Origin of the sequence: Gimesia sp. (assembly GCF_048260065.1) — a bacterium.
GTDB lineage: Bacteria > Planctomycetota > Planctomycetia > Planctomycetales > Planctomycetaceae > Gimesia.
Genome location: NZ_JBLXHC010000007.1, coordinates 7074 through 26806 on the forward strand (window position 1 = coordinate 7074; position 19733 = coordinate 26806).

Annotated in this window: 15 protein-coding genes and 1 pseudogene; 13 read left to right on the top strand and 3 right to left on the bottom strand. The window is 49.8% G+C overall.

Going from position 1 to position 19733, the window contains the following annotated elements; all coding sequences use genetic code 11:
- Positions 1–513 (top strand): hypothetical protein (locus ACN0YN_RS14440; RefSeq protein WP_417385724.1); only part of this gene is annotated, 513 nt, incomplete at its 5' end.
- A 1-nt stretch (position 514) separates the two neighbouring features.
- On the opposite strand, the pseudogene ACN0YN_RS14445 reads toward ACN0YN_RS14440, so the two are convergent.
- From ACN0YN_RS14445 to ACN0YN_RS14455, 3 genes and pseudogenes are all read right to left on the bottom strand, one after another.
- Positions 515–655: pseudogene (locus ACN0YN_RS14445) on the bottom strand (IS3 family transposase); the annotation flags it as partial.
- Positions 656–1587: 932 nt separating this feature from the next.
- On the bottom strand, positions 1588–2670 hold the full coding sequence (locus tag ACN0YN_RS14450; RefSeq protein WP_417385725.1) for an integrase core domain-containing protein: 1083 nt from the start codon (positions 2668–2670) through the stop codon (positions 1588–1590).
- 359 nt (positions 2671–3029) lie between these two features.
- Positions 3030–3161 carry a hypothetical protein gene (locus ACN0YN_RS14455; protein WP_417385726.1) on the bottom strand — a complete coding sequence of 44 codons (132 nt, stop codon included), beginning with the start codon at positions 3159–3161 and terminating at the stop codon, positions 3030–3032.
- Positions 3162–3398: 237 nt separating this feature from the next.
- Here ACN0YN_RS14455 and ACN0YN_RS14460 point away from each other — a divergent pair, with 237 nt between their 5' ends.
- From ACN0YN_RS14460 to zigA, 12 genes are all read left to right on the top strand, one after another.
- A complete protein-coding gene (locus ACN0YN_RS14460; RefSeq protein WP_417385727.1) occupies positions 3399–4142 on the top strand; it encodes a hypothetical protein in 744 nt (247 codons plus the stop codon).
- Positions 4143–4178: 36 nt separating this feature from the next.
- Positions 4179–4838 carry a MotA/TolQ/ExbB proton channel family protein gene (locus tag ACN0YN_RS14465; RefSeq protein ID WP_417385728.1) on the top strand — a complete coding sequence of 220 codons (660 nt, stop codon included), beginning with the start codon at positions 4179–4181 and terminating at the stop codon, positions 4836–4838.
- The gene (locus tag ACN0YN_RS14470; protein WP_417385729.1) at positions 4831–5250 is read left to right on the top strand and encodes a DUF2149 domain-containing protein; all 420 of its coding nucleotides are present in this window, start codon (positions 4831–4833) and stop codon (positions 5248–5250) included. Before ACN0YN_RS14465 ends, ACN0YN_RS14470 begins: the two co-directional genes overlap by 8 nt.
- A gap of 35 nt (positions 5251–5285) precedes the next feature.
- A complete protein-coding gene (locus tag ACN0YN_RS14475; protein WP_417385730.1) occupies positions 5286–9674 on the top strand; it encodes a cobaltochelatase subunit CobN in 4389 nt (1462 codons plus the stop codon).
- A gap of 336 nt (positions 9675–10010) precedes the next feature.
- Positions 10011–10979: a DUF1559 domain-containing protein gene (locus ACN0YN_RS14480; RefSeq protein ID WP_417385731.1), complete on the top strand. Its 969-nt coding sequence runs from the start codon at positions 10011–10013 to the stop codon at positions 10977–10979.
- 172 nt (positions 10980–11151) lie between these two features.
- Entirely contained in the window at positions 11152–11439 is a 288-nt protein-coding gene (locus tag ACN0YN_RS14485) for a hypothetical protein (RefSeq protein WP_417385732.1), read from the top strand.
- Positions 11440–11479: 40 nt separating this feature from the next.
- The gene (locus tag ACN0YN_RS14490; protein WP_417385733.1) at positions 11480–12766 is read left to right on the top strand and encodes a DUF58 domain-containing protein; all 1287 of its coding nucleotides are present in this window, start codon (positions 11480–11482) and stop codon (positions 12764–12766) included.
- Positions 12756–15095, top strand: a complete 2340-nt coding sequence (locus ACN0YN_RS14495) for a transglutaminase-like domain-containing protein (RefSeq protein WP_417385734.1) — start codon at positions 12756–12758, stop codon at positions 15093–15095. The genes ACN0YN_RS14490 and ACN0YN_RS14495 overlap by 11 nt, the downstream gene beginning before the upstream one ends.
- A 31-nt stretch (positions 15096–15126) precedes the next feature.
- Positions 15127–16107: an AAA family ATPase gene (locus tag ACN0YN_RS14500; RefSeq protein ID WP_417385735.1), complete on the top strand. Its 981-nt coding sequence runs from the start codon at positions 15127–15129 to the stop codon at positions 16105–16107.
- Positions 16108–16158: 51 nt separating this feature from the next.
- On the top strand, positions 16159–16638 hold the full coding sequence (locus ACN0YN_RS14505) for a hypothetical protein (protein ID WP_417385736.1): 480 nt from the start codon (positions 16159–16161) through the stop codon (positions 16636–16638).
- 54 nt (positions 16639–16692) lie between these two features.
- Positions 16693–18231 (top strand): permease, encoded by a 1539-nt coding sequence (locus tag ACN0YN_RS14510; protein ID WP_417385737.1) that lies wholly within the window; start codon positions 16693–16695, stop codon positions 18229–18231.
- A gap of 160 nt (positions 18232–18391) precedes the next feature.
- The gene (zigA, locus tag ACN0YN_RS14515; protein ID WP_417385738.1) at positions 18392–19690 is read left to right on the top strand and encodes a zinc metallochaperone GTPase ZigA; all 1299 of its coding nucleotides are present in this window, start codon (positions 18392–18394) and stop codon (positions 19688–19690) included.
- The last annotated feature ends 43 nt before the right edge of the window (positions 19691–19733 follow it).

A 19733-nucleotide genomic window follows, 5' to 3' on the forward strand; every position in this document is an offset into this window, starting at 1 on the left:
CACCTCAGTGGCCTGACAAGTCTTTCGGATGCAGTGGCCGAGAGCCTCGGGAAGCATCGAGGGAGTCTTCACCTCAGTGGCCTGACAAGTCTTTCGGATGCAGTGGCCGAGAGCCTCGGGAAGCATCGAGGGAGTCTTCACCTCAGAAGCCTGACGAGTCTTTCGGATTCAGCAGCCGAGAGCCTAGCTTGTCGTCTGAACCTGCATTATGACATCCGTAACTGGCCTGAGTCAGCAGCAGAAACATTTCAACGATACAGACAACATACAATCACAAAAGAGATTGCAGAGCAGTTTCTGGCAGATACAGATTCTGTGAATCTCAACGCGTTTACCGCCATTGAAGACGCAGCGGCGGAGAGCCTCAGTAAGCATCGGGGAGCGCTTGACCTCAGAGGCCTGACGTGGGAGTGTCTTTCGAATGCAGCAGCCGAGAGTCTCTGTAAGCATCAGGGAGGCCTTTATCTCCGTAATATGATGAAGTTCCCCAGAAATAGTGGGCGCTGGAATTAGGTTATACTGCCTGCTCAAACATTTCGGGGCTCTGATAGCCCAGAGATGAATGGAGCCTTTCACGATTGTAGAACACTTTGATGTACTCGAAGATGCTGTGGCGGGCTGATGCCCGTGTCTCGTATTTCTGGCGAGTGACCAGAACAATTCGTGGCTCAAAAACTTTGTGGCAGTTTTGTGGCATTCATTTTTGCCTTGAATTAATCAACGACTGATAATAGTTCTTGACGATTGTCAGAATAAGTCTATTATTACAGTCTCAAACATATGGGAAGCCCGGCAGCAAATCAGCGGTCAGAGAATCCCCCTCTCTCCGCTCCTTTTTGTACAAGACCGCTTTTGACCCTTTATTTGTAGGACCAAACGAGCAACTGGAATTGAAGATTCTGATTTTGTGCTAGATTTGTGCTGATTAGAAATCCGTTTGATTGTGATTACAACATTCAAAGGTTCAAATTGCTGCTGTACAAAATGGCCTGATTCATCAGGCCGCAACTGATGACCGGCCGGGGATTCTGAGTAATACAGAGCCCCGGCCTTCTTCTTTATTAGAACACCATTTTGAAATCACCGAATCGATAATTTTTCCTGGTTGGATGACTAAACAAAGGCCGGTTCACCCTCCATTACAGTTTGAGACTACCGACTCGAAATACGATTCGAGTCGCCTGAGATCTCCCCACATAAAGCGAATAGATAAAAAACGGCCGACTACCATGCCTGATAGCCGACCAATCGATATGGCTTCTGTTCATTATTAACTACAGTGTTTTCCTCCGACTTCGACCATCGGGAACGGGCAATCCTTTTTGCTGGTGCCAGAATTTAACGGCTGCGGTAATAACGTTTCGGCAAACCCCCAACTGTTGGGCAATCTCACCATATGTTTTATTCTTGTGAAATAATTCCATCCGTCGGGTACAAAAAGACTGTTGCCCGTTAAGTCCAAGATTCAATTGATCTTTGAAAACAAAATCTGTTGAAAAAACTAACGTGGTGCGGTTCACGTCTGCTGTGAAGGATTGTTGATTTTGAATCACAGGAGCGAACGCGCGTACGCTGAGCGTGAAGAAATCACTTGCTTATTGATTTGATCTTCGCCGCAATCCGCTTATACGACTTGATCAGACCTCCAAGATGTTCTTCGCGGTGGATCTCATCGATCTTGATCTTCTCGAATTCCGGCGGCGGATTGGCACAGCAGGGTGGCAGATATTCTCGTGAACTGTGCGCTCGATGTTTGTTGTAATAGTCAACGAATTCCGAAACGAGATAATCGAGATGCCGTTGACCGAATGCGATGAAATGGTTCAAGGCTTCGTATTTAATCGTTTGCACAAACCTTTCAACCCGGGCATTTAAATTGGGAGATCGGATTGGCAGCCTCTTTGGCTGAATGCCTTGGTTCTTCAGAAACTGCTTGAATTCGGCAGAGAACTTTGTGTCTCGATCATGGATCAGGCAGGTCGGCCTCTCATCCCGATCGGCAACGTGGTTTACAAATGCTTTGGCCTGATTCGTGACCCAGGCTGAGTCCGGACTTCGGGTTGAGGGTGTCACAAAGACTTCACGTGTCTCAAGATGCATAAAAACTAATACATGCAAATCGACGAGTCCACGCCGTGTTACGGCTCGTTTCGTGAAGAAATCACAGGCCCAGAGTGTTTCCGCATGAATTTTGAGAAACTGGTCCCAGGTGCCGGTACTTCGTTTCGGACTCGGCTCGATCCCTGCTTCCTTGACGATATTTTTCACCGTCTGACGACAGATCCGGGAAATGCCGAGTTTCCTAAGTTCACCCAGGATGCGAGTGTAGCCGAACGCCGTTTCACGGGCGATCTTGAGAACCAGTCCTCGCAGTACGGCACTCTTTCCTGGCCGACCAATGAGCTTTTTCTTCCGGCTTCGTTTCTCTTCCCGCACCCAGCGATGAAACGTCCCGGGAGTGACGATCGTGATCAGTTCGTTGATCGCTTTTCCGAGCGGCTTGCCATATTTCAGGAGCTGCGCACGTTCGTGAAGTATTGTATGAATCTCTCCTGGGATACGGTCCCGCAGAATCCGGTTCTCATTTTTCAAATAGAGGACGTATTTAGCCAACAGGCTGTCGGAAGCAGTAGCGATCAATGTCAGCAGGGGATGAAATAGTTGAACCATCGTGGTAAAATGAGTCTCGGTAGTAACATGATGTAAAATAAGGAGATGTCACTTTATTTGTACCCCGCTGTGACACAGTTCACATTCCATGGACGACCTCTTTCAGTACTCTGCGGAACCTTCACCGACTGTGAGGCCGCAGAGTTGACGTAGCTCACCTTAGATACCGGTGTCGCGTCTGTCTTAAGCTACTCCAGAAAAGTTCGAAAGCGTTGAGCTACCTCAAAATCACCGTAGAGGCTCAAAATTTTATAAGCTCCTATCGTTTCACGGCTCCCAGAATCAGCCCAAGTAAAAGTCTTTAAGAAGAGGGTTTTGTATGGGACGGTCCGGGGCAGTAGACGGAATTCCTCATAAACTCATCCTGTCATCGGCACCCTCTGGGACTCTCCGGTTTTGGGAGACCAGTCTTCTTTGGGGCGGATGTCGACGTACTTTTGATCGAAAATAAAATCACCCCATGCCAGCCACTGCAGTTCCCCAAGCCGCATACAGGTATTGACCAGCAGAATAAAGGTGATTTTCGAGGTCTCTTCCGATGCATCAATATTATCTAAACAGAAACAGAAAGTATTCGATCATACGCGATTCTTAATAAACCCCACCACATTAATACATACAAAATGTTTATACAATTAATTTGCATTTGCATCACGACGTGATTATAGTTTTGCATTATGTGTGATATCAGTATTTGATTTATTAAGGAAAAAGTGATGGAGGGCATTATGCAGGTGATCCAAACCGTCATCAGTAACAGCGAGGGCAACCTGCTGGTAATCGCATTTCTCGCTGCCGTTATTTGTCAAAGCATGGGTCTGGTCTATTCCCGACAATGGTTTCTCATTCCTTTTGCTATTGGCGTAGCAGGCCTGACTGGCTTTCTTCTAAACCCCATCGCCGACTCCAACACGCTCCTTGATCTTCAGGAACGTGTTCTTGCTCCGGATATTTTACTTTTTCTCTGTGCAGGGCAGCTTTTGCTAAGTGCTGCCAGCCTGACCTCAGGATTACGTATAATCACCAGCAAGAAACATGATTTCTGGTCACTCGTTCTGGGAATTATTAGCAGCGTCCCCTCACCTGTCGTTGTTATTTCCATCCTGTTTGTTGAGCAGCAATGGCTGGCCTCTCAGATTGGAGCCCGCCCTGAACTGGCAGGTATCTGTGTCGGCAGTGCGCTGATTTTAATCATGATTATGATGTGCTTAATCGGATATCTTTTCAAACCCAATTTCGTTTTAAGAATCCATATCATCGGCTGTCTGACTCTATGCATCCTGGCAGGGTTGGTCACTACTCTGAATCAGACTCTCCCCGAAGTCAAACAGGTCCAGTCGCTCTGGCAGATGTTTCTGGAAACCGGGCTGGCTCTGCTGATTGCCCTGATTTTCGTCAGCGTTGGCTTTCTCCTGGGACGAAATCAGCAGACTCGAATAAAGCAGGTAGTTGCAACAAATAAATCGTCTTAGTTTTCATTCAACCAGGCAATCAGAAGTTAAATCGATATGAATCAAATCACCCAGGTATTTTACATCTTGTCCAATGCACTGCTGATTCCAGTCATGCTGCTGCTACTGTTCTCTTTAGTCAAAGTTCTGACACAATGTGGTCGTACTCTCCAAGAGTATCTGAGTCGCAATCAGCAAAGAGATCTTAGAAAAGCCGTGGAACACGCGATTCAACAGAACCAGAGTGAATGGCCCGAACTGACGGGAGCTGGCGATTTCCTGAACGGGCTGCAGGAGATTCAGTCGGCTCAAAATGATCTTCCGCGGATCGCGTACGCCATTACACAACGGGAAATGACCTGGCAAAAAAAGGTGGATCAGCTGCGAGGAATGGTCAAGCTGGGTCCGAGTCTTGGTTTGATGGGCACGCTGATCCCGCTGGGGCCGGCGCTGGTCGGGCTGGCGGTCGGCGATATTCAGATGATGAGCAACAATCTGGTGATCGCCTTTTCCACCACGGTCCTCGGCCTGTTCGTCGGCATGATGGCCGGTTACCTGGTGACGATTCAGAAACACTGGTACCAGGCAGATCTTTCCCTGTTGAACTTTGCCGCAGAGCGAATCTGTTCGTCCTCGTTTCAGACAGAAGATCCGCAACCACATCATGAGAACAACGGTGCGGAGACTCATAAAACAAAGGACCACGCGCATGCCTGAAACAGTCGAACAACGCCCGAACGTAGTAATATCGTCCGCGTCGCTCCAGCAGTTTCGTACCCTGCGACAGGGATCAGCCGGCTTTCTTGCCGAAGAGACTGAAGACGATCCGCTGGCGGCGCTGGCTAACCTGTTTGATGTGGCGATGGTGTTTGCCGTCGCGTTGATGGTCTCACTGATTTCGTACCTGCAGGTCCCTGCCCTGCTGAAAGATAAGGACTACACGATCATCACCGATCCGGGAACCCCCGAGATGGAAATCATCGTCAAGGAGGGCCAGGAGATCAAACAGTATGAGGCGTCTGAATCCAAAGGAGCCGGTAAAGGACAGCTGCTGGGTCAGGCATATCAGTTGCCCGATGGCCGTGTGATTTATGTCCCCGCCGACGGTGAAGCCAGCAGCACCCCGTAACTTCAAACGTTTTCCTCAACGGATTTTCAACGATCATGATCAAGAAATACATTACTTCCCTGCTGTTGCTGGCCGTCTGCTTTGGAGGCGGTCTCTGGGCCTACTACCAGTATCTCCGTCCATTCCGGATTGCGACCATTGGTTTTTCTGATACCGACTGGGCCAACTGGGAAACAGCGATTCAGAAAACACCTTATGCCCTGCACCGCTATCCTGACGAGGGTATCGACACGGCAAATCTGCAAAATTACAACCTGGTATTCATTCGCGGCCAGGGACTGAACCTGACGCCCGAGCAACTGGAACGAATCGCCCGGGCGCGTGCGCGGGGAACGCACTTCTATGTCAGAACGGCAACTAACGCACTCTCTGCTAAACAGAACAGTATTCCTGAATCGCACCGGGATCAGCTCACTGCTTACATGCGTCATGGTGGCGAAGAAAACCTGATCGGTATGGCCCATTATGCGGCTCATCATCTGGGGGGCCGCGAAGTCAACGTTCCCGATTTGATCGAAGTGCCTCAGTTCGGCCTGTTTCATCTGGATGATCAGATTTTTGAAACCGTGAATGCCTACGAAACGTTTGCTGCCGAGCGAGGGTTCCCTGCTGATTCGAAAGCACCACGAGTAGCTCTGCTGAGTGGCTTCATGAGTCCCAAAGACAAACTGAACCGGGAGCCGGTCGATGCGATCCTCAGTCAGCTGGAAGCTGGTGGTGCAAAAGTGTATCCCATCTTCGGTCGAACCGAGGCACTTGCCCTGTTGCGCGAGGTCAAACCAGATCTGATTTTGACATTTCCCCACGGTCGTTTTTCCTATGGCGGACAGGGCGAACAATTACTGCGTGATTTGAACTGCCCGATTGTCAGTGCGCTGCCGCTCTTGGGTAACCGAGAAAGCTGGGACAAAGATGAACGAGGCATGGAGGGGGGATTCATGGGGCAATCGATCACGGCCCCTGAACTGGACGGTATCATTGAGCCGATCGTGGTTTCGTCGATGGAACCCAACGCGCGTGGCTTGAACGTACGAACGCCGTTGGCGGACCGGGTGGAAAACCGCGTCAACCTGACATTGAACTGGCTCAAACTGAGACAGAAACCGAACTCGGAAAAACGGGTGGTGATTGTGTATTACAAATCGCCCGGCATGGCGGCACTCTCAGCCGGCGGACTGGAAGTCGCCCCCGCGCTGCTGAATACACTCAAGCGTCTCCAGGCAGTAGGATATGACCTGGGAGGTCCACTGCCGGAAACGCCCGAGGCGTTGTTCGAACTGATCCAGACCAAAGGCAAGACATTGGGGCAATGGGCCCTTGGTTCGTTTGAAACGTTTTTGAAAGAAGCCAATCCGGAACTGGTTCCAGCGACCCGTTACGCCCAATGGTTCCAGCAGGCGCTTTCCCCCAAGCGTCAAAAAGAGACGATCGCCCTCTGGGGAGAACTGCCGGGCGACAATATGGTGACCAGCGTCGAAGGTCAGCCGCACCTGATTATCAGCCGGATTCAACTCGGTAACGTGGTGATCATGCCTCAACCCACGGTGGGTGGCGGCGGTGAAAATGAAGACGAAATCAGCTCCATTCATGGAACCGATCAGGCCGCGCCGCACTTTTACCTGGGTGCGTACCTCTGGGCTCGTTACGGTTTTCAGGCCGATGCGATTATGCATTTTGGCACGCACGGTTCGCTGGAATTCACCTACGGTAAATCGAACTGTCTGAGCCGCGACTGCTGGCCACATATCCTGATCGGCGATGTACCACACATCTATCCGTACGTGATCAATAACGTGGGCGAAGCACTGGTCGCCAAACGTCGTTCGAATGCGGTCATCGTCTCACACTTGACGCCCCCCTTCATGGAAGCCGGTCTGTACGGCGACCTCTCTTTGTTGCACGATAAAATTCATGACTGGGAACAGGTTGAAGACCCGCTACTGCGGGAAGAGACTCTGCGTTCGGTGACGGAACTGGTCAACGAACTCAACATGGCGGAAGACCTGGGACTCGATGGAGATGCACTCTCGGAACGATTGTTGACGGCTGAGGAACTGACCGCGGTGCATAACTACATTCATCAGCTGAAAGACCAGAGTATCACCGACGGCCTGCATGTCATCGGTCGCGATTTAAGCGAACAGCAGATTGAGCAGACCGCAACCGCGATGCTCGGCGAACAGGGCGTGGATCAGTTGCTGGCGTCACTGGGTAAACCGATCAACGAAGATTCGATGGAGTACCGCCAGGACATGGCCCGGCAGTTTGTTTTCGAGGTGCTGGCAGGAAAACTGAAATCCGAGTCGCTGTTCAGTCCTAAAGAACAGGCGAAAATCAAAGCCGCCGTCGAGAAAGAAAAAAGACCGAAGCCGGATGGCATCTCGGGTGCCACGTCAAAACGAAACGCGAGCCAGGGACATCCCGGCGCGAAGCCAAAAGAAGGGGCAGCCTCACATCCTCAACAACACCCCAAGTCAGAGCAGAAAGGGCCCCCGGGCAAGCCCGACTCTCATCCACAGAAATCGACAGAGAAACCAGTTGAGAAACAAACACAAAATTCTGTTTCCAACCCTCAATTGATGTGGACCGGTATTAATGCCAAAGCGAGTCCGGTTGAAAACGAACAACAGTCAGAAGAGTTACCCTTAGTTGCGAAAAAACCAACAGCAGAAGTCAAAGCACAGCGGCTCTGGAATTCTACCGAGGATTTTAAGTCGATGATCGTGGAGGCTCCTGATCAGCAGCAGAAGCTGATGGATCTGATTGAAGCCGCATACCAGAATGCAGAGAACCTGCGGATCTCACCGGAGACGGAACTGGAACAGATCACGGCGGCCCTCAATGCCCGGTTCATCAAGCCATCCAGTGGTGGAGACCCGCTGGTTAACCCGGACTCGGTTCCCACGGGTCGCAATCTGTTTTCGATCAACGCCGAACAGACGCCGACGCCGGAAGCGTGGCGTGTCGGCATGAAACTGACCGATCAGATGCTGGAAGCACACCGTGCCACACATGCAGGAAACTACCCGCGGCAGGTTGCGATTTCGTTATGGGGGGGCGAATTTATCCGCGGCAAAGGGACCGCGATCGCACAGATTCTGTATCTGATGGGTATGCGTCCCGTCTGGAATTCCCGGGGCGTGGTCTATGATGTAGAAGTGATTCCTTCTGAGGAACTCAAACGACCGCGGGTTGATGTGCTGGTGCAGACATCGGGACAGTTTCGCGATGCGGCTGCGTCACGCATTAAACTGATTGACGATGCGGTGCAGATCGCCAGCGTTCTGGAACAGGAAGCGTTTCCGAATTATGTTCGTGAAGGGACAGAAGAGACCGAGCAGACGCTCAAAGCGGGCGGTGCCTCGGCGAAAGATGCCCGCGACTTTGCCACCGCCCGCATCTTCGGTTCGGCGTCAAACAGCAGTTACGGGACTCAGATCATGGGTATGGTCGAAAAAGGAGACACCTGGGAAGAGGGAAGCCAGGTTGCCGAACGCTATATCAAAAACATGTCAGGCGTGTATCGCGACGGCGATCGCTGGGGAACTGTGTTGCCGGGATTACTGGAAGCCCAGATGCAGGGGGTCGACGCGGTCGTGCATCCCCGTTCGTCAAATACCTGGGGGCCACTCTCACTCGATCACGTATATGAATTTATGGGGGGAATCACGTTGGCGGTGCGTGAAACAACGGGTAACGATCCGACCGGCTATTTCAGCGATTTAAGACAACCGGGACGCGCGAAAGTGACGACGTCCGTTGGTGCCATTCGAGAGGAGGCCCGGACGTCGATGTGGAATCCGAAATATATTCAGGGCATGCAGCGCGAAGGTGCCTCAGCCGCCGCTTCACTGACGGAAACAGTCCGCAACATGTATGGCTGGAATGTGATGCAGCCTTCTGCCATTGGCGAAGACATGTGGGATGAGACCTACCGCGTTTACATCGAAGATAAACATCAGCTCAAGATGCGGGAGTACTTTGAAGAAAAGAATCCGTATGCCCTCCAGGATATGACGGCCGTCATGCTGGAAACAGCCCGCAAGGGGCTCTGGTCGCCAGATCAGGCCGTGTTGCAAAAGCTGGCTGAAGTTCACACCGAGCTGGTGGCAGAACATGGAGCCGCCTGTTCGTACGAAACGTGTGGCAATCAGGCGTTTCACAAATTCCTGAATCAGCAGTTAAATGCACCAGGAAATGAAACCAGTCCGGAAACGCTGTCTGATTATCAGTTGGCCCTGTCAGCGGCCCTGCAACCCACAAAATCTCTGCCCGATGTGGAAGGCATTGAAATGAGTGAGGTACGCGAAGAAACAGTCGAAGTCGATGCGCATCCAGATAAAAATCCAGCCACTTTCATACTGGTCTGCTTCATGCTGCTGTCTGCGTGTTTTGGTTCCAGCATTCTGCGAGTGCGTCATTAATTCTTGCATTGGCTTGTCTCAGTGATTACTTCCGCCCATACCCTGGAAGTTTACGGGCGATCTGGGTCTGCCAGATGATTTGACTACTAACTAATCTGCAAGAGCATCGTCTGAGAATTCAGTCTCGTTTTCCCAATTTTTCTAATGCAAAATCAGTTTTTCTGACCGAGCAACTCAGCAATTTTTCTTTTTCACAAATCTTTATTGCAATTAGTTTGCATTTGCATTATTAATACCATTAATATTATTGTGCATATAAATGGCAGTTACTATCAGGCAAGCCATCGCGATACGCCCGATTCGATTTCGATAATTCAAACCCATGCTGGAGGAAAAATGAAAAGAAAACATCGTGGCTTTACGCTCATCGAACTACTGGTCGTGATTACGATCATCGCCATATTAATTGCCCTGCTGCTGCCTGCCGTTCAACAGGCCCGCGAAGCAGCCCGCAGAACTCAATGTAAGAATAATCTGAAACAGCTGGGACTGGCGCTGCACAACTATAACGAAACACATTCGCGACTCCCTCTGTTGGCTTCTGATTCTCTTTACGGCTATTCTCCCTCAGCACAGCTACTGCCTTACATCGATCAAGGCAACTTACATAACCTGATTGACTTCAGGGAACCCCTGTTGTCAGGCCCCCCCTGGGCAGCAGCTCTGAATCCGGCCCTGGTTGATGTCGTCAAACAAACCATCCCCGTTTTCATGTGCCCCAGTGACGCCGGAAAAGTACATTTCACCGATTCACAGGGTGCTGTCTGGGCGGGTTCCAATTATATGGTTAACGGCGGTTCCGGATTGAACATGGAATACTGTACGTCAGCAAACGATGGATTGTTCTGGCGTGGGTCATCAACACGCTTCCGCGATATTACAGATGGAACGACAAACACCATTTTTATGGCGGAAACTTTATTTGGTGATAGAGGTCCCGATACCACGATGTTATTAGACCCTGATCGACAGATGAAACGTGTCAGTGGCGGAAGCCCCTGTTCGGCGACTTCAGATGATCTGATTTCCCGGGCAGCCTCCAATTATGAAGGGGGACGAGCAGGATCATGGATTCGTGCATTAGGTTATAGCACCCTCGTACATGGGTACCTGCCACCTAATTCCCAGAGTCCCGATGTGGTGCATCATGGAGAAATTGTCTCAGGAGCGCGCAGTCTGCATGTCGGTGGAGCCAACGTCCTTCTCTGTGACGGGAGTGTTCGTTTTCTGGGAGAAAATATTCACCTGGAAACATTACGCAACCTGTTCAGCCGGGCGGACGGTGAAGTTCTCGGCGAATTCTAAAAGTTTTACTCAATCTGCTTAAATGATGTTTCGTATTCAAAATTTGAAGATCAACATGTTTCGTTGCTTACCCCATATAAAATCCGGACTTTGTGCCCTGATACCAGGACTGGTCGTCTGTTGCAGCATGCTTGCCGGTTGCTCCAGCAATGAGAATTCAGAAACTGAAACAGTGACCGTAAACGCACCAGCAGAACTGGTCATCCATGGTTCGAAATGGCAGCGAGAAAGCTCTATTGGAAAGAGCGACGGAAAATTGCTGGCACATTATTTTCAGCAAAATCCGAGTATGGTTGGAAGTCCTGAGTTGGCTGGCACACCTGAAGTTTACCATGGTGCCAGTCAGCAACGACGGTTTTACTGGATTCATAGCAGCTTGAATAAAACTGTCTGGACCTGTGTGGAATATAAAGACCGGGAATTTCATTTTTTACAGGGAGAGGGAAACCCTTACCAATAGTTAGAAATCTATCTACTCGCCGATACCTTACAGGTGAATTATGAAAAATCAGGAAAAGCGGAATTCGGAAATGCAGTCTGAGTCGGATCAGTCGTTGTTAAAGATTTTCAACGAAATACTGCATTATGATTTCTGTCCCCAGATCAACCAGTGGGTCTACTGGTTGAAAAACCCGTTCTGGTGTCTGGCCATCAGTATTTTGACGGCATTTATTTGCGGTTTGCTGGTTAACTCCGGAATCCTTTTCATCGCATCCGCGCTGGCTCTGATCATCCTGGTGGGCGTCGTGTGGCCCTGGATCAGTGTGCAGGGACTTTATGCCGAACTCTCATTCAATAAAGTTCGGACCAAATGCGGTGAATCCGTAGGAGCCAGACTGATTGTAAAAAACAACTGGCCGTGGCCTGCCTGGGGTGTGTACCTGAGGCATCCCTTTTCCGAGCATTCAGATCACTTATGTGAAGTCGCCATTGATTGCATTCCGGGCTGGAAAACCAGTGAGTATATCTGGGATTTTGTTCCCAGAAAACGCGGCATCTATTCTACCAGTACTGCCTTTCTGGAAACGGCATTCCCGTTCGGAATGTATAAAAAGAAGATCTCACTCTCTGTGGATTCTGTTCTGATTGTCTGGCCAGAGATTTCAAAACTGGCTTTTCTACCCGAATTAAGGGAAGTCAGTTCCTGTGAAGATCGATTTACCTCACATCGTGCCGGTGATTATGGAGATGTGATCGGTACCAGGACATTCCGACTGGGTGATTCTTTGAGACGGGTTCACTGGTCTCAGTCGGCTCGACAAGGCCAGATGATTGTTACCGAACGTCAGGCTGCTGCCGTCTGTGCCTTGAGAGTCATTCCCGACCTCAATTCCACACACTTCCAGAATGGGAATCGGGATTCCCTGGAAGCTGTCATTCGCATTACCGCCAGTGTGTGTTATTCGCTTTTAAATCAACATGCATCCGTGGAATGCGTCATTGGCAACAAGTTGTTTCGCTGCGAAGGAAACCAGCGAGACCTGCATCAGTTACTTGACGAACTGGCCTGCATCCCCACAGAAGGACTGCCCCCTTCAGAGCGAAAACATGCGGTCTCTCCCTTGCCTGAATTCGTGATTACCAACAGCAGCGGGTACCTGCAACGGGTTAATAACGGATCGACTCGTCTTCGTTCGCGTATGATTGTAGTTCAGGACTCACCGTCTCAGAAATTCAGTAATCACCCAGATTGCCAATGCGAACCCTGGTTGCGTCTGGACAGCCCGGAAGAAAGTCGGCAGAAATCTTTTGCTGACAGTTGGAAGAAAGCGTGCTATGCAAGCTGATTCAACAAAGACTGTCGAGAGCCGCATTCTGCATTTCGTCACCATTGCCATGGTGTTAACGGGGGCACTGGCTCTCTGCATTTCAGACGCTCACGGCAGGTATTCCCGTACCTGGATTGCTACCATTTTTCTGATCGAAACGACGGTTGCATTCCTGGGAGCCCGATATTTCATCTCTCTTAAAAAACGGAACGGTCTGGAATCAACGGTCAACCTCATTTTGCTGGCGGCGATGTTGTCGAGCCTGGCCTGGGAGCCGTTTCAGAGAATGCTCTTTGGAAATGGCAGACCTTTTGAACTGATCCTGATGTTCGCAGTCAAAAATACGTTTCTGGTAATGGCTGCAGCTGGTTGCTGGAAGAAATACCAGCAGTTAGCCGCCTGGGGATCAATTTTTTTAATTATCTGTGCCGCGACCACTTATTCCGGCCCGGACCTGATCGTACTCGCGGGACTGGAACTCATTTTAGGTTTCTTCTGGCTGTTTTACTCTTATTGGAGCACTCTGCGGATTGCCCTGCTGCCCGCTGTGAAGAAACAGAATCTGGGCAAATATCTGATGCTTTCCTCTCTCGCATTAATACTGTTTCTGATCGTCTCCTTCACTGGTGAGAATCCCGTTGTGCATGCGTTCAAAGGAATTCTTCCCAGTTCAGGGGGGGACAGTCGAGGCGATCTGCATGCCCGGGATGGACTTGGCGATGGTGAATTACTGGTTGCCGGAAAGTATGACATTCGCAGTTTTGCTCCTCTCGAAAATGCCCCTTTCATGTCATCAGACGATCCCAGTCTGTATGACATCATGTCTGATACCTACGACGAGCCCGGGGAAATCTCGAAAAATATTGACCGGGCCATCGGGCTGAGAATGCAGGACCAGAAGATCGAAGAAAAAGAACTCCCCGATGCCGAGAATATCAACCGCCATTTTTCTACAGCCCGAAATCAGAAAACAGCAGAAGAGAAATCGTCTGAAGGAATCTCTTCTGATGCGCTGCTGCATGTCTCCGGCAGGACTCCCCTGCACCTCCGCATGGAGACGTACGATATCTTCGATGGTATCAACTGGTTCAGCGAACCATTGAAAAATGACTACAAGAAAAGTTTTTCTCTTAAAGAACGCTTTGAAAAACCTTACATCGTTGTACACAGCAAAGCTCATACTCTCTCCCAGGAATGCAGAAACGAACTGCACGTCATTACCAACAACCATCTGAAATCGAACCAACTCCCTGCACCCTTGCACCTGAGAGAAATTCATATTGACCTGATTGATCGTATTGACCTGTTTGACTGGTACCAGGAAAGCATTGTGAAACTCGACCGGAAAGAGTTGCCCCGACTGGTCCCCATCCATCTGATCAGCCATTTTCCTGATCGAAAGCTGATTGAATATCGCGACGCCCGTTTTGCGGCTTTGTCGCGTGAGGAGAAACATTTTATTGCGCTCCCGGAGCTTCCGATTATCTCGAAAATCAGGAGCATGGCGAAAGAACTGGTCACTGATATCGAAGATGACTGGGAACGAATTAAGTGTATCGAGCAGTATCACCGTGAGCATTTTCAGCACGACCGATCGATTGCCTATGACGGAAAACAACAGCTCCCTCTAGATGGTTTTCTGTTCGAACGAAAAGCAGGGCCAGATCATCTGATCGCCTCATCTGCTGCACTGATGCTCCGGTCACTCGGCTATTCAACCAGGCTGGTCAGTGGTTTCTACGCCAGCCCGGCTGACTATGATTTAAAATCCGATCACACTCCGGTCTGTGCAGACGATGTTCATTTCTGGGCTGAAGTAAAAGTCGGACCAGGCCCGAATGACTGGTGTACGATTGAGCCGACAACCGGTTATTCGATTTTGGGTCCGCCTCTATCTTTATATGAAAGAACCGTTGAAGCATTCCTGGCAGCCTCAAACTGGATTGGCAAGCATCTGATTTCCTGTTTACTCGCACTGGGGAGCATCATCAGCGTAATTTTCCTCCGGTATCGGATTACCGATCTTCTGGTGACAGGCTGGTTCAGGATTTTCCGCCCCCGTGATGCCCGCCGGTTGATTTTCAGAACCCTGTGGCTGCTCGAACTGCGATTACGTGGGCAAGGTTATAAAAGGCCCGTCTCCATGTCTCTCAACCAGTGGTTGCGACTACAGGCTGACAATTTATCCATCAACACCAGCAGTCTTTCTGAACTGGCTCAATACGTGAACTGGGCAGCCTTTGCTCCCTGTTCCGCCGATCAAACGCACGCTCCCGGAATCGATCAGATCAGTAATTGCTGCAGCCGAATCATCAACGAAGCACGCTGGAAAAAGCGATCTCCCTGATAGACGCCTTCATTTATTAAAGCAGGGACTCATGACAACACTATTAGAAAACAAAACCAAAATGGATTTGCAACAGGAATATTCCCGAATCGAGCAGTTGAGAGACTGTCTGAATGAGGTCTTGAAAGGGAAAGCAGATGTCATCGACAACGTGGTCATCTGCCTGCTTTCCCGCGGACATTTACTGCTGGAAGATCACCCCGGTCTGGGAAAAACGATGCTGGCGAAAGCACTCGCGACGTTAATTGGCGGCCGGTTTGCCAGAGTGCAATGCACGCCGGATTTACTCCCCAGTGATATTACCGGTTTCAATATTTTCAATCAGAAGACACACGAATTTGAATTTCGTGAAGGCCCCGTTTTTTCAGACATCATGCTGGCAGATGAAATCAACAGAGCAACTCCCCGAACCCAGAGTGCCCTGCTGGAAGCGATGGCGGAACGGCAGGTTACCGTGGACGCGGTCCGCTATCAGTTATCAAAAGATTACTTTGTGATTGCCACCCAGAATCCCATCGATCAGCACGGCACTTATCCTCTGCCCGAAGCACAACTCGACCGTTTTTCCATGAAGTTAAGCATCGGGTACCCGGATGAACTCGATGAAATTCGCATCCTGGCAGCGGCTATCGACCAGGAATCAGATGCCGCAACGGAAATGGAACCTGTCTTCAATGAGAAAGAATTGCTGGAAATGCAGCAGAAGATCGCTGCGATTTCGGTAGCAGAATCGGTTCAACGCTATCTGGTTCAGATCGGAAACGCGACCCGTAAACATCCGCATGTCACTCTTGGTTTAAGCCCGCGTGGCTTACTGACCTGGCAGAGAGTTGCTCAGGCTCACGCATTCTTAAACCAGAGGAATTATGTCATCCCGGATGATCTGCTGGAGACGGCACTGCCGGTTCTCAGCGTCCGTCTGGGTGTAGATCAGTCTGAAAATCGGACTTTGATTGAGGAAATACTCAATTCCGTAAAACTGCCCGAATATGCCTTACCATCCAGCAACTGACGATCAATGACTAATGGCCCTGTTATTACTTTCGTTCCCACAGGCAGACAAATGCATCATCAATATCTCATCAAATCACGAATTACTGGCACCATGGCTTTGTGTCTCTCTGGCCTCCTGATTTGTTTTCAAGCCGGATGCACTCAAAGTGCGGATTCCGCTCAAGATGAAAACCATCTTGAACATCATATTCCGGAACATAAACCCAAGACATATTCCGCGACCGTCAAAGAGCTGGATACTCGGATGCGACGGCTGTTGAATCAAGATCAGGAGGAGGGGACTCAGAAAAAACAGCAGGAACTGGCAGAGATTATTGACTGGATTCCTGAGCTGGCAGCGGACAGCGAGTTGAAACACAGCGACTGGAATGAGGTCAAACAGTTTTCATCTGAGTTAAAGACGGTTTTTCAACAGTTTAATTTCTCTGATTCAGAAATCGACTCTTCGCTGGTCGGTCGATACTTTCTGCTGGTCGTAAAATTAAAACAGTATTCCGGCCCCTCTGAAATGAAAAAATTCAATGGCTGAATTTCATTCTGTTATCGCACAATTGTACTCTTCTTCCTGCTTCGGGACGCCGTCATGATTCAATATATTCTCTGGGGATTCGCACTTCGCTTTATCCAGTGCCTGCTGGAAGCAGCGCCTTTCATTCTTGCAGGATTGTTTATTGCAGCCATCTTTCAGCGTTTTTTTGGCGCAGCAGAAACCAGACGACTGTTTGGCGAAGGGACCAGGGCAGCCCTGTTCCGGGCCTGGGTCATTGGGATGCTGCTGCCGGTCTGTTCCCTGGGGGTTATCCCGGTTGCACGTCAGTTGAAAAAATCAGGTCTGGCAGGCGGAACTATTATCGCCTTTGCGATGTCTGCCCCACTGTTCAACCCGCTATCACTGCTCTATGGACTGACCCTGTCCGAGCCGGTAACCATCCTGGCATTTGCGTTATTTTCACTGCTGATCGTTACACTGGTGGGAACAATCTGGGACAAACTCTTTCCGGAGCAGACCAATGTCCCCGCTGATGACCAGGCGGTTCCCTATGGGATCAAACGCATCTTCTCTATCGGTTTCAGTGCTGCAAAAGAAGCATCGGGGGCCAGCCTGATATATATCCTGATAGGACTGTCGGGAGTTGCTCTGCTGGGTGCATTTCTACCGCAGGCCAGTCTGCAGCGATCGGTGAATTACGACAATTCTTACGCCCCATTACTGATGACGGGTGTGGCGATTCCCGTTTATGCTACACCAATGCTGGCCATGTCCCAACTGGGTTCGATGTTTCAGCATGCTAACTCGGTCGGGGCCGCATTCATTCTGCTGGTACTCGGGGCCGGTGTGAATCTGGGACTGGTTGCCTGGATCATTCGAAACTACAACTGGAAAAAAACGCTGGTCTGGTTTTCTCTGCTGCTCATGGTCATCATCGGTCTGGCTTATGGAGTGGAAAAACCACTCTTCCCGACAAATATCGAACCCGCAGATCATACACATGCATTCGATATCTATTGCCAGCCCTTCAGTTCAGGAACCACCAACTTTTATAAAACCGCCAATGAGAAGCTGGGACATGTCGTCGATCCTTATGAAGTCTATTCGTCTGGGATTCTGGTGTGTGTGATTCTGGCAGGTTTTATCCTGAGATTTTTTGACCGGAATTCGCGTATCGAAAACTGGCTGAAAAAAGTGGAACCCGTTCGTACCGGTAAATTTGACATCGTGCTTCCGGATCCGGTTTTGGGATTTTTAATTCTGGCGGGATTGATCGTCGCCAGCGGTGTCGGCTGCTTTTCCTATTATCCGTCTCCGGATGTTGTTTGCGATGAAATGATAATTGCCAAAACAGAAGCACTTTCCGGTGCACTGTCTGGAAATAAATCGCATTCGAAATACTGGATCGAAATCTACGATGACTGGACCCGCAAGCTGGAAGTGGGCGTCTATTTAAGAAATCTGAAACTCAGTGAATACCATCATTGGAAGGCTCAACTTCTCAGGGAAAAACTGGAGTTGCTGGCCCACGAGATTGAAGATGAAGAACACGAAGAAGTCAGACAACTGGTTTCCGACATTCATCATACACATCGACGGATGGTTGATGCTTACCTGAGAGATTTAAACTGAGTTCCTTTTTTAAGAACTTCTAAGGAAACCCCGGCTTCGCTTTTCAACATCCTTCAATTCAGGCTTTAACCTCTGCCTGACCAACGATCGTTTCCTGAGCCTCATTATAAATGCAGCAGGATTTATTACCTGTTTACATCTTTTTTAACGGAGTTAGACCATGATTCAAAGCTGTTCCTCATCCTCAGATAAATTACCAGTTACGGTCCTTTCCGGTTTCCTGGGAGCGGGAAAAACGACACTGCTCAACCACGTTCTGGCTAATCGAGCCGGACTCAAAGTTGCCGTGATCGTCAACGACATGAGTGAAATCAACATCGATGCAGCGTTGGTAAAAGAGGGAGACCAGTCTCTCAGTCGTACAGAAGAAAAACTGGTGGAAATGTCAAATGGATGTATCTGTTGTACTCTCAGAGAAGACCTGATTCTGGAAGTCAGTCGTCTGGCGCGGGAACAACGGTTCGATTATCTACTGATTGAATCGACGGGAATTTCCGAACCGATGCCTGTAGCCGAGACTTTTACATTTGCAGACGAAGAGGGAAACAGTCTCTCGGATGTGGCCCGGCTGGACACACTCGTCACCGTAATCGATGCTGCTAATTTCCAACGTGACTATCAGTCCCACGAAGATCTGGTTGACCGGCAAATTGGACTGAGTGAAGAAGATCAGCGTAACATTGTAGACCTGCTCATTGATCAGGTTGAATTCGCCAATATCATTCTGATCAATAAAGCAGACCTCGTCAGCAGACAGGATCTTGAGCAACTTCATGCTGTGATTCAACATCTGAATCCCAAGGCTCTGGTCCTCGAATCTTCTTTCGGAAAAGTCGATTTAAAACAGGTACTGGGAACAGGGCTGTTTGATATGGATTCCGCTGCGAGCCACACCGGCTGGCTGGAAACACCGCGGGGAGAAATCCACTCTGAGGTCGATGAATACGGCATCCAGAGTTTTACCTATCAGGCCAGGCGTCCTTTTCATCCGGAACGGCTCTGGCATGCATTGGACCAGGATGACGCCTGGCTGGAAAACGTCCTTCGCAGCAAGGGATTTGCCTGGCTCGCTTCACAGAATGACATTGCCAGTCTCTGGTCTCAAGCAGGGATTTCCATGCGGTTTGATCCAGCAGGTTACTGGTGGTCTGCCGTGAAGCCGGAAGACTGGAATGTCGATGCAGAACATGCCAGCGAAATTCTTTCCAAATACGAAGGTGAGTACGGCGATCGTCGACAGGAACTCGTCTTTATCGGAACAGATATGGATGAGATACAAATCAGGAAAGTATTAGATGCATGTCTGCTCCAGGATCTGGAATGGCTGCAGGGTCCCGCGGTCTGGGCGACTTACCCTGATCCTTTCAGAGTTCAACAGGAAAGTGATCCGGACGAAGAATCTTGTCTCCTCAACCAGCAGGATCAGATCCAGACGGGAAGTGAGACTCGACTACTCTGAAAGAATACGACGTCCTTTTTTCAGGCGTGGAGCCTGTAGTATT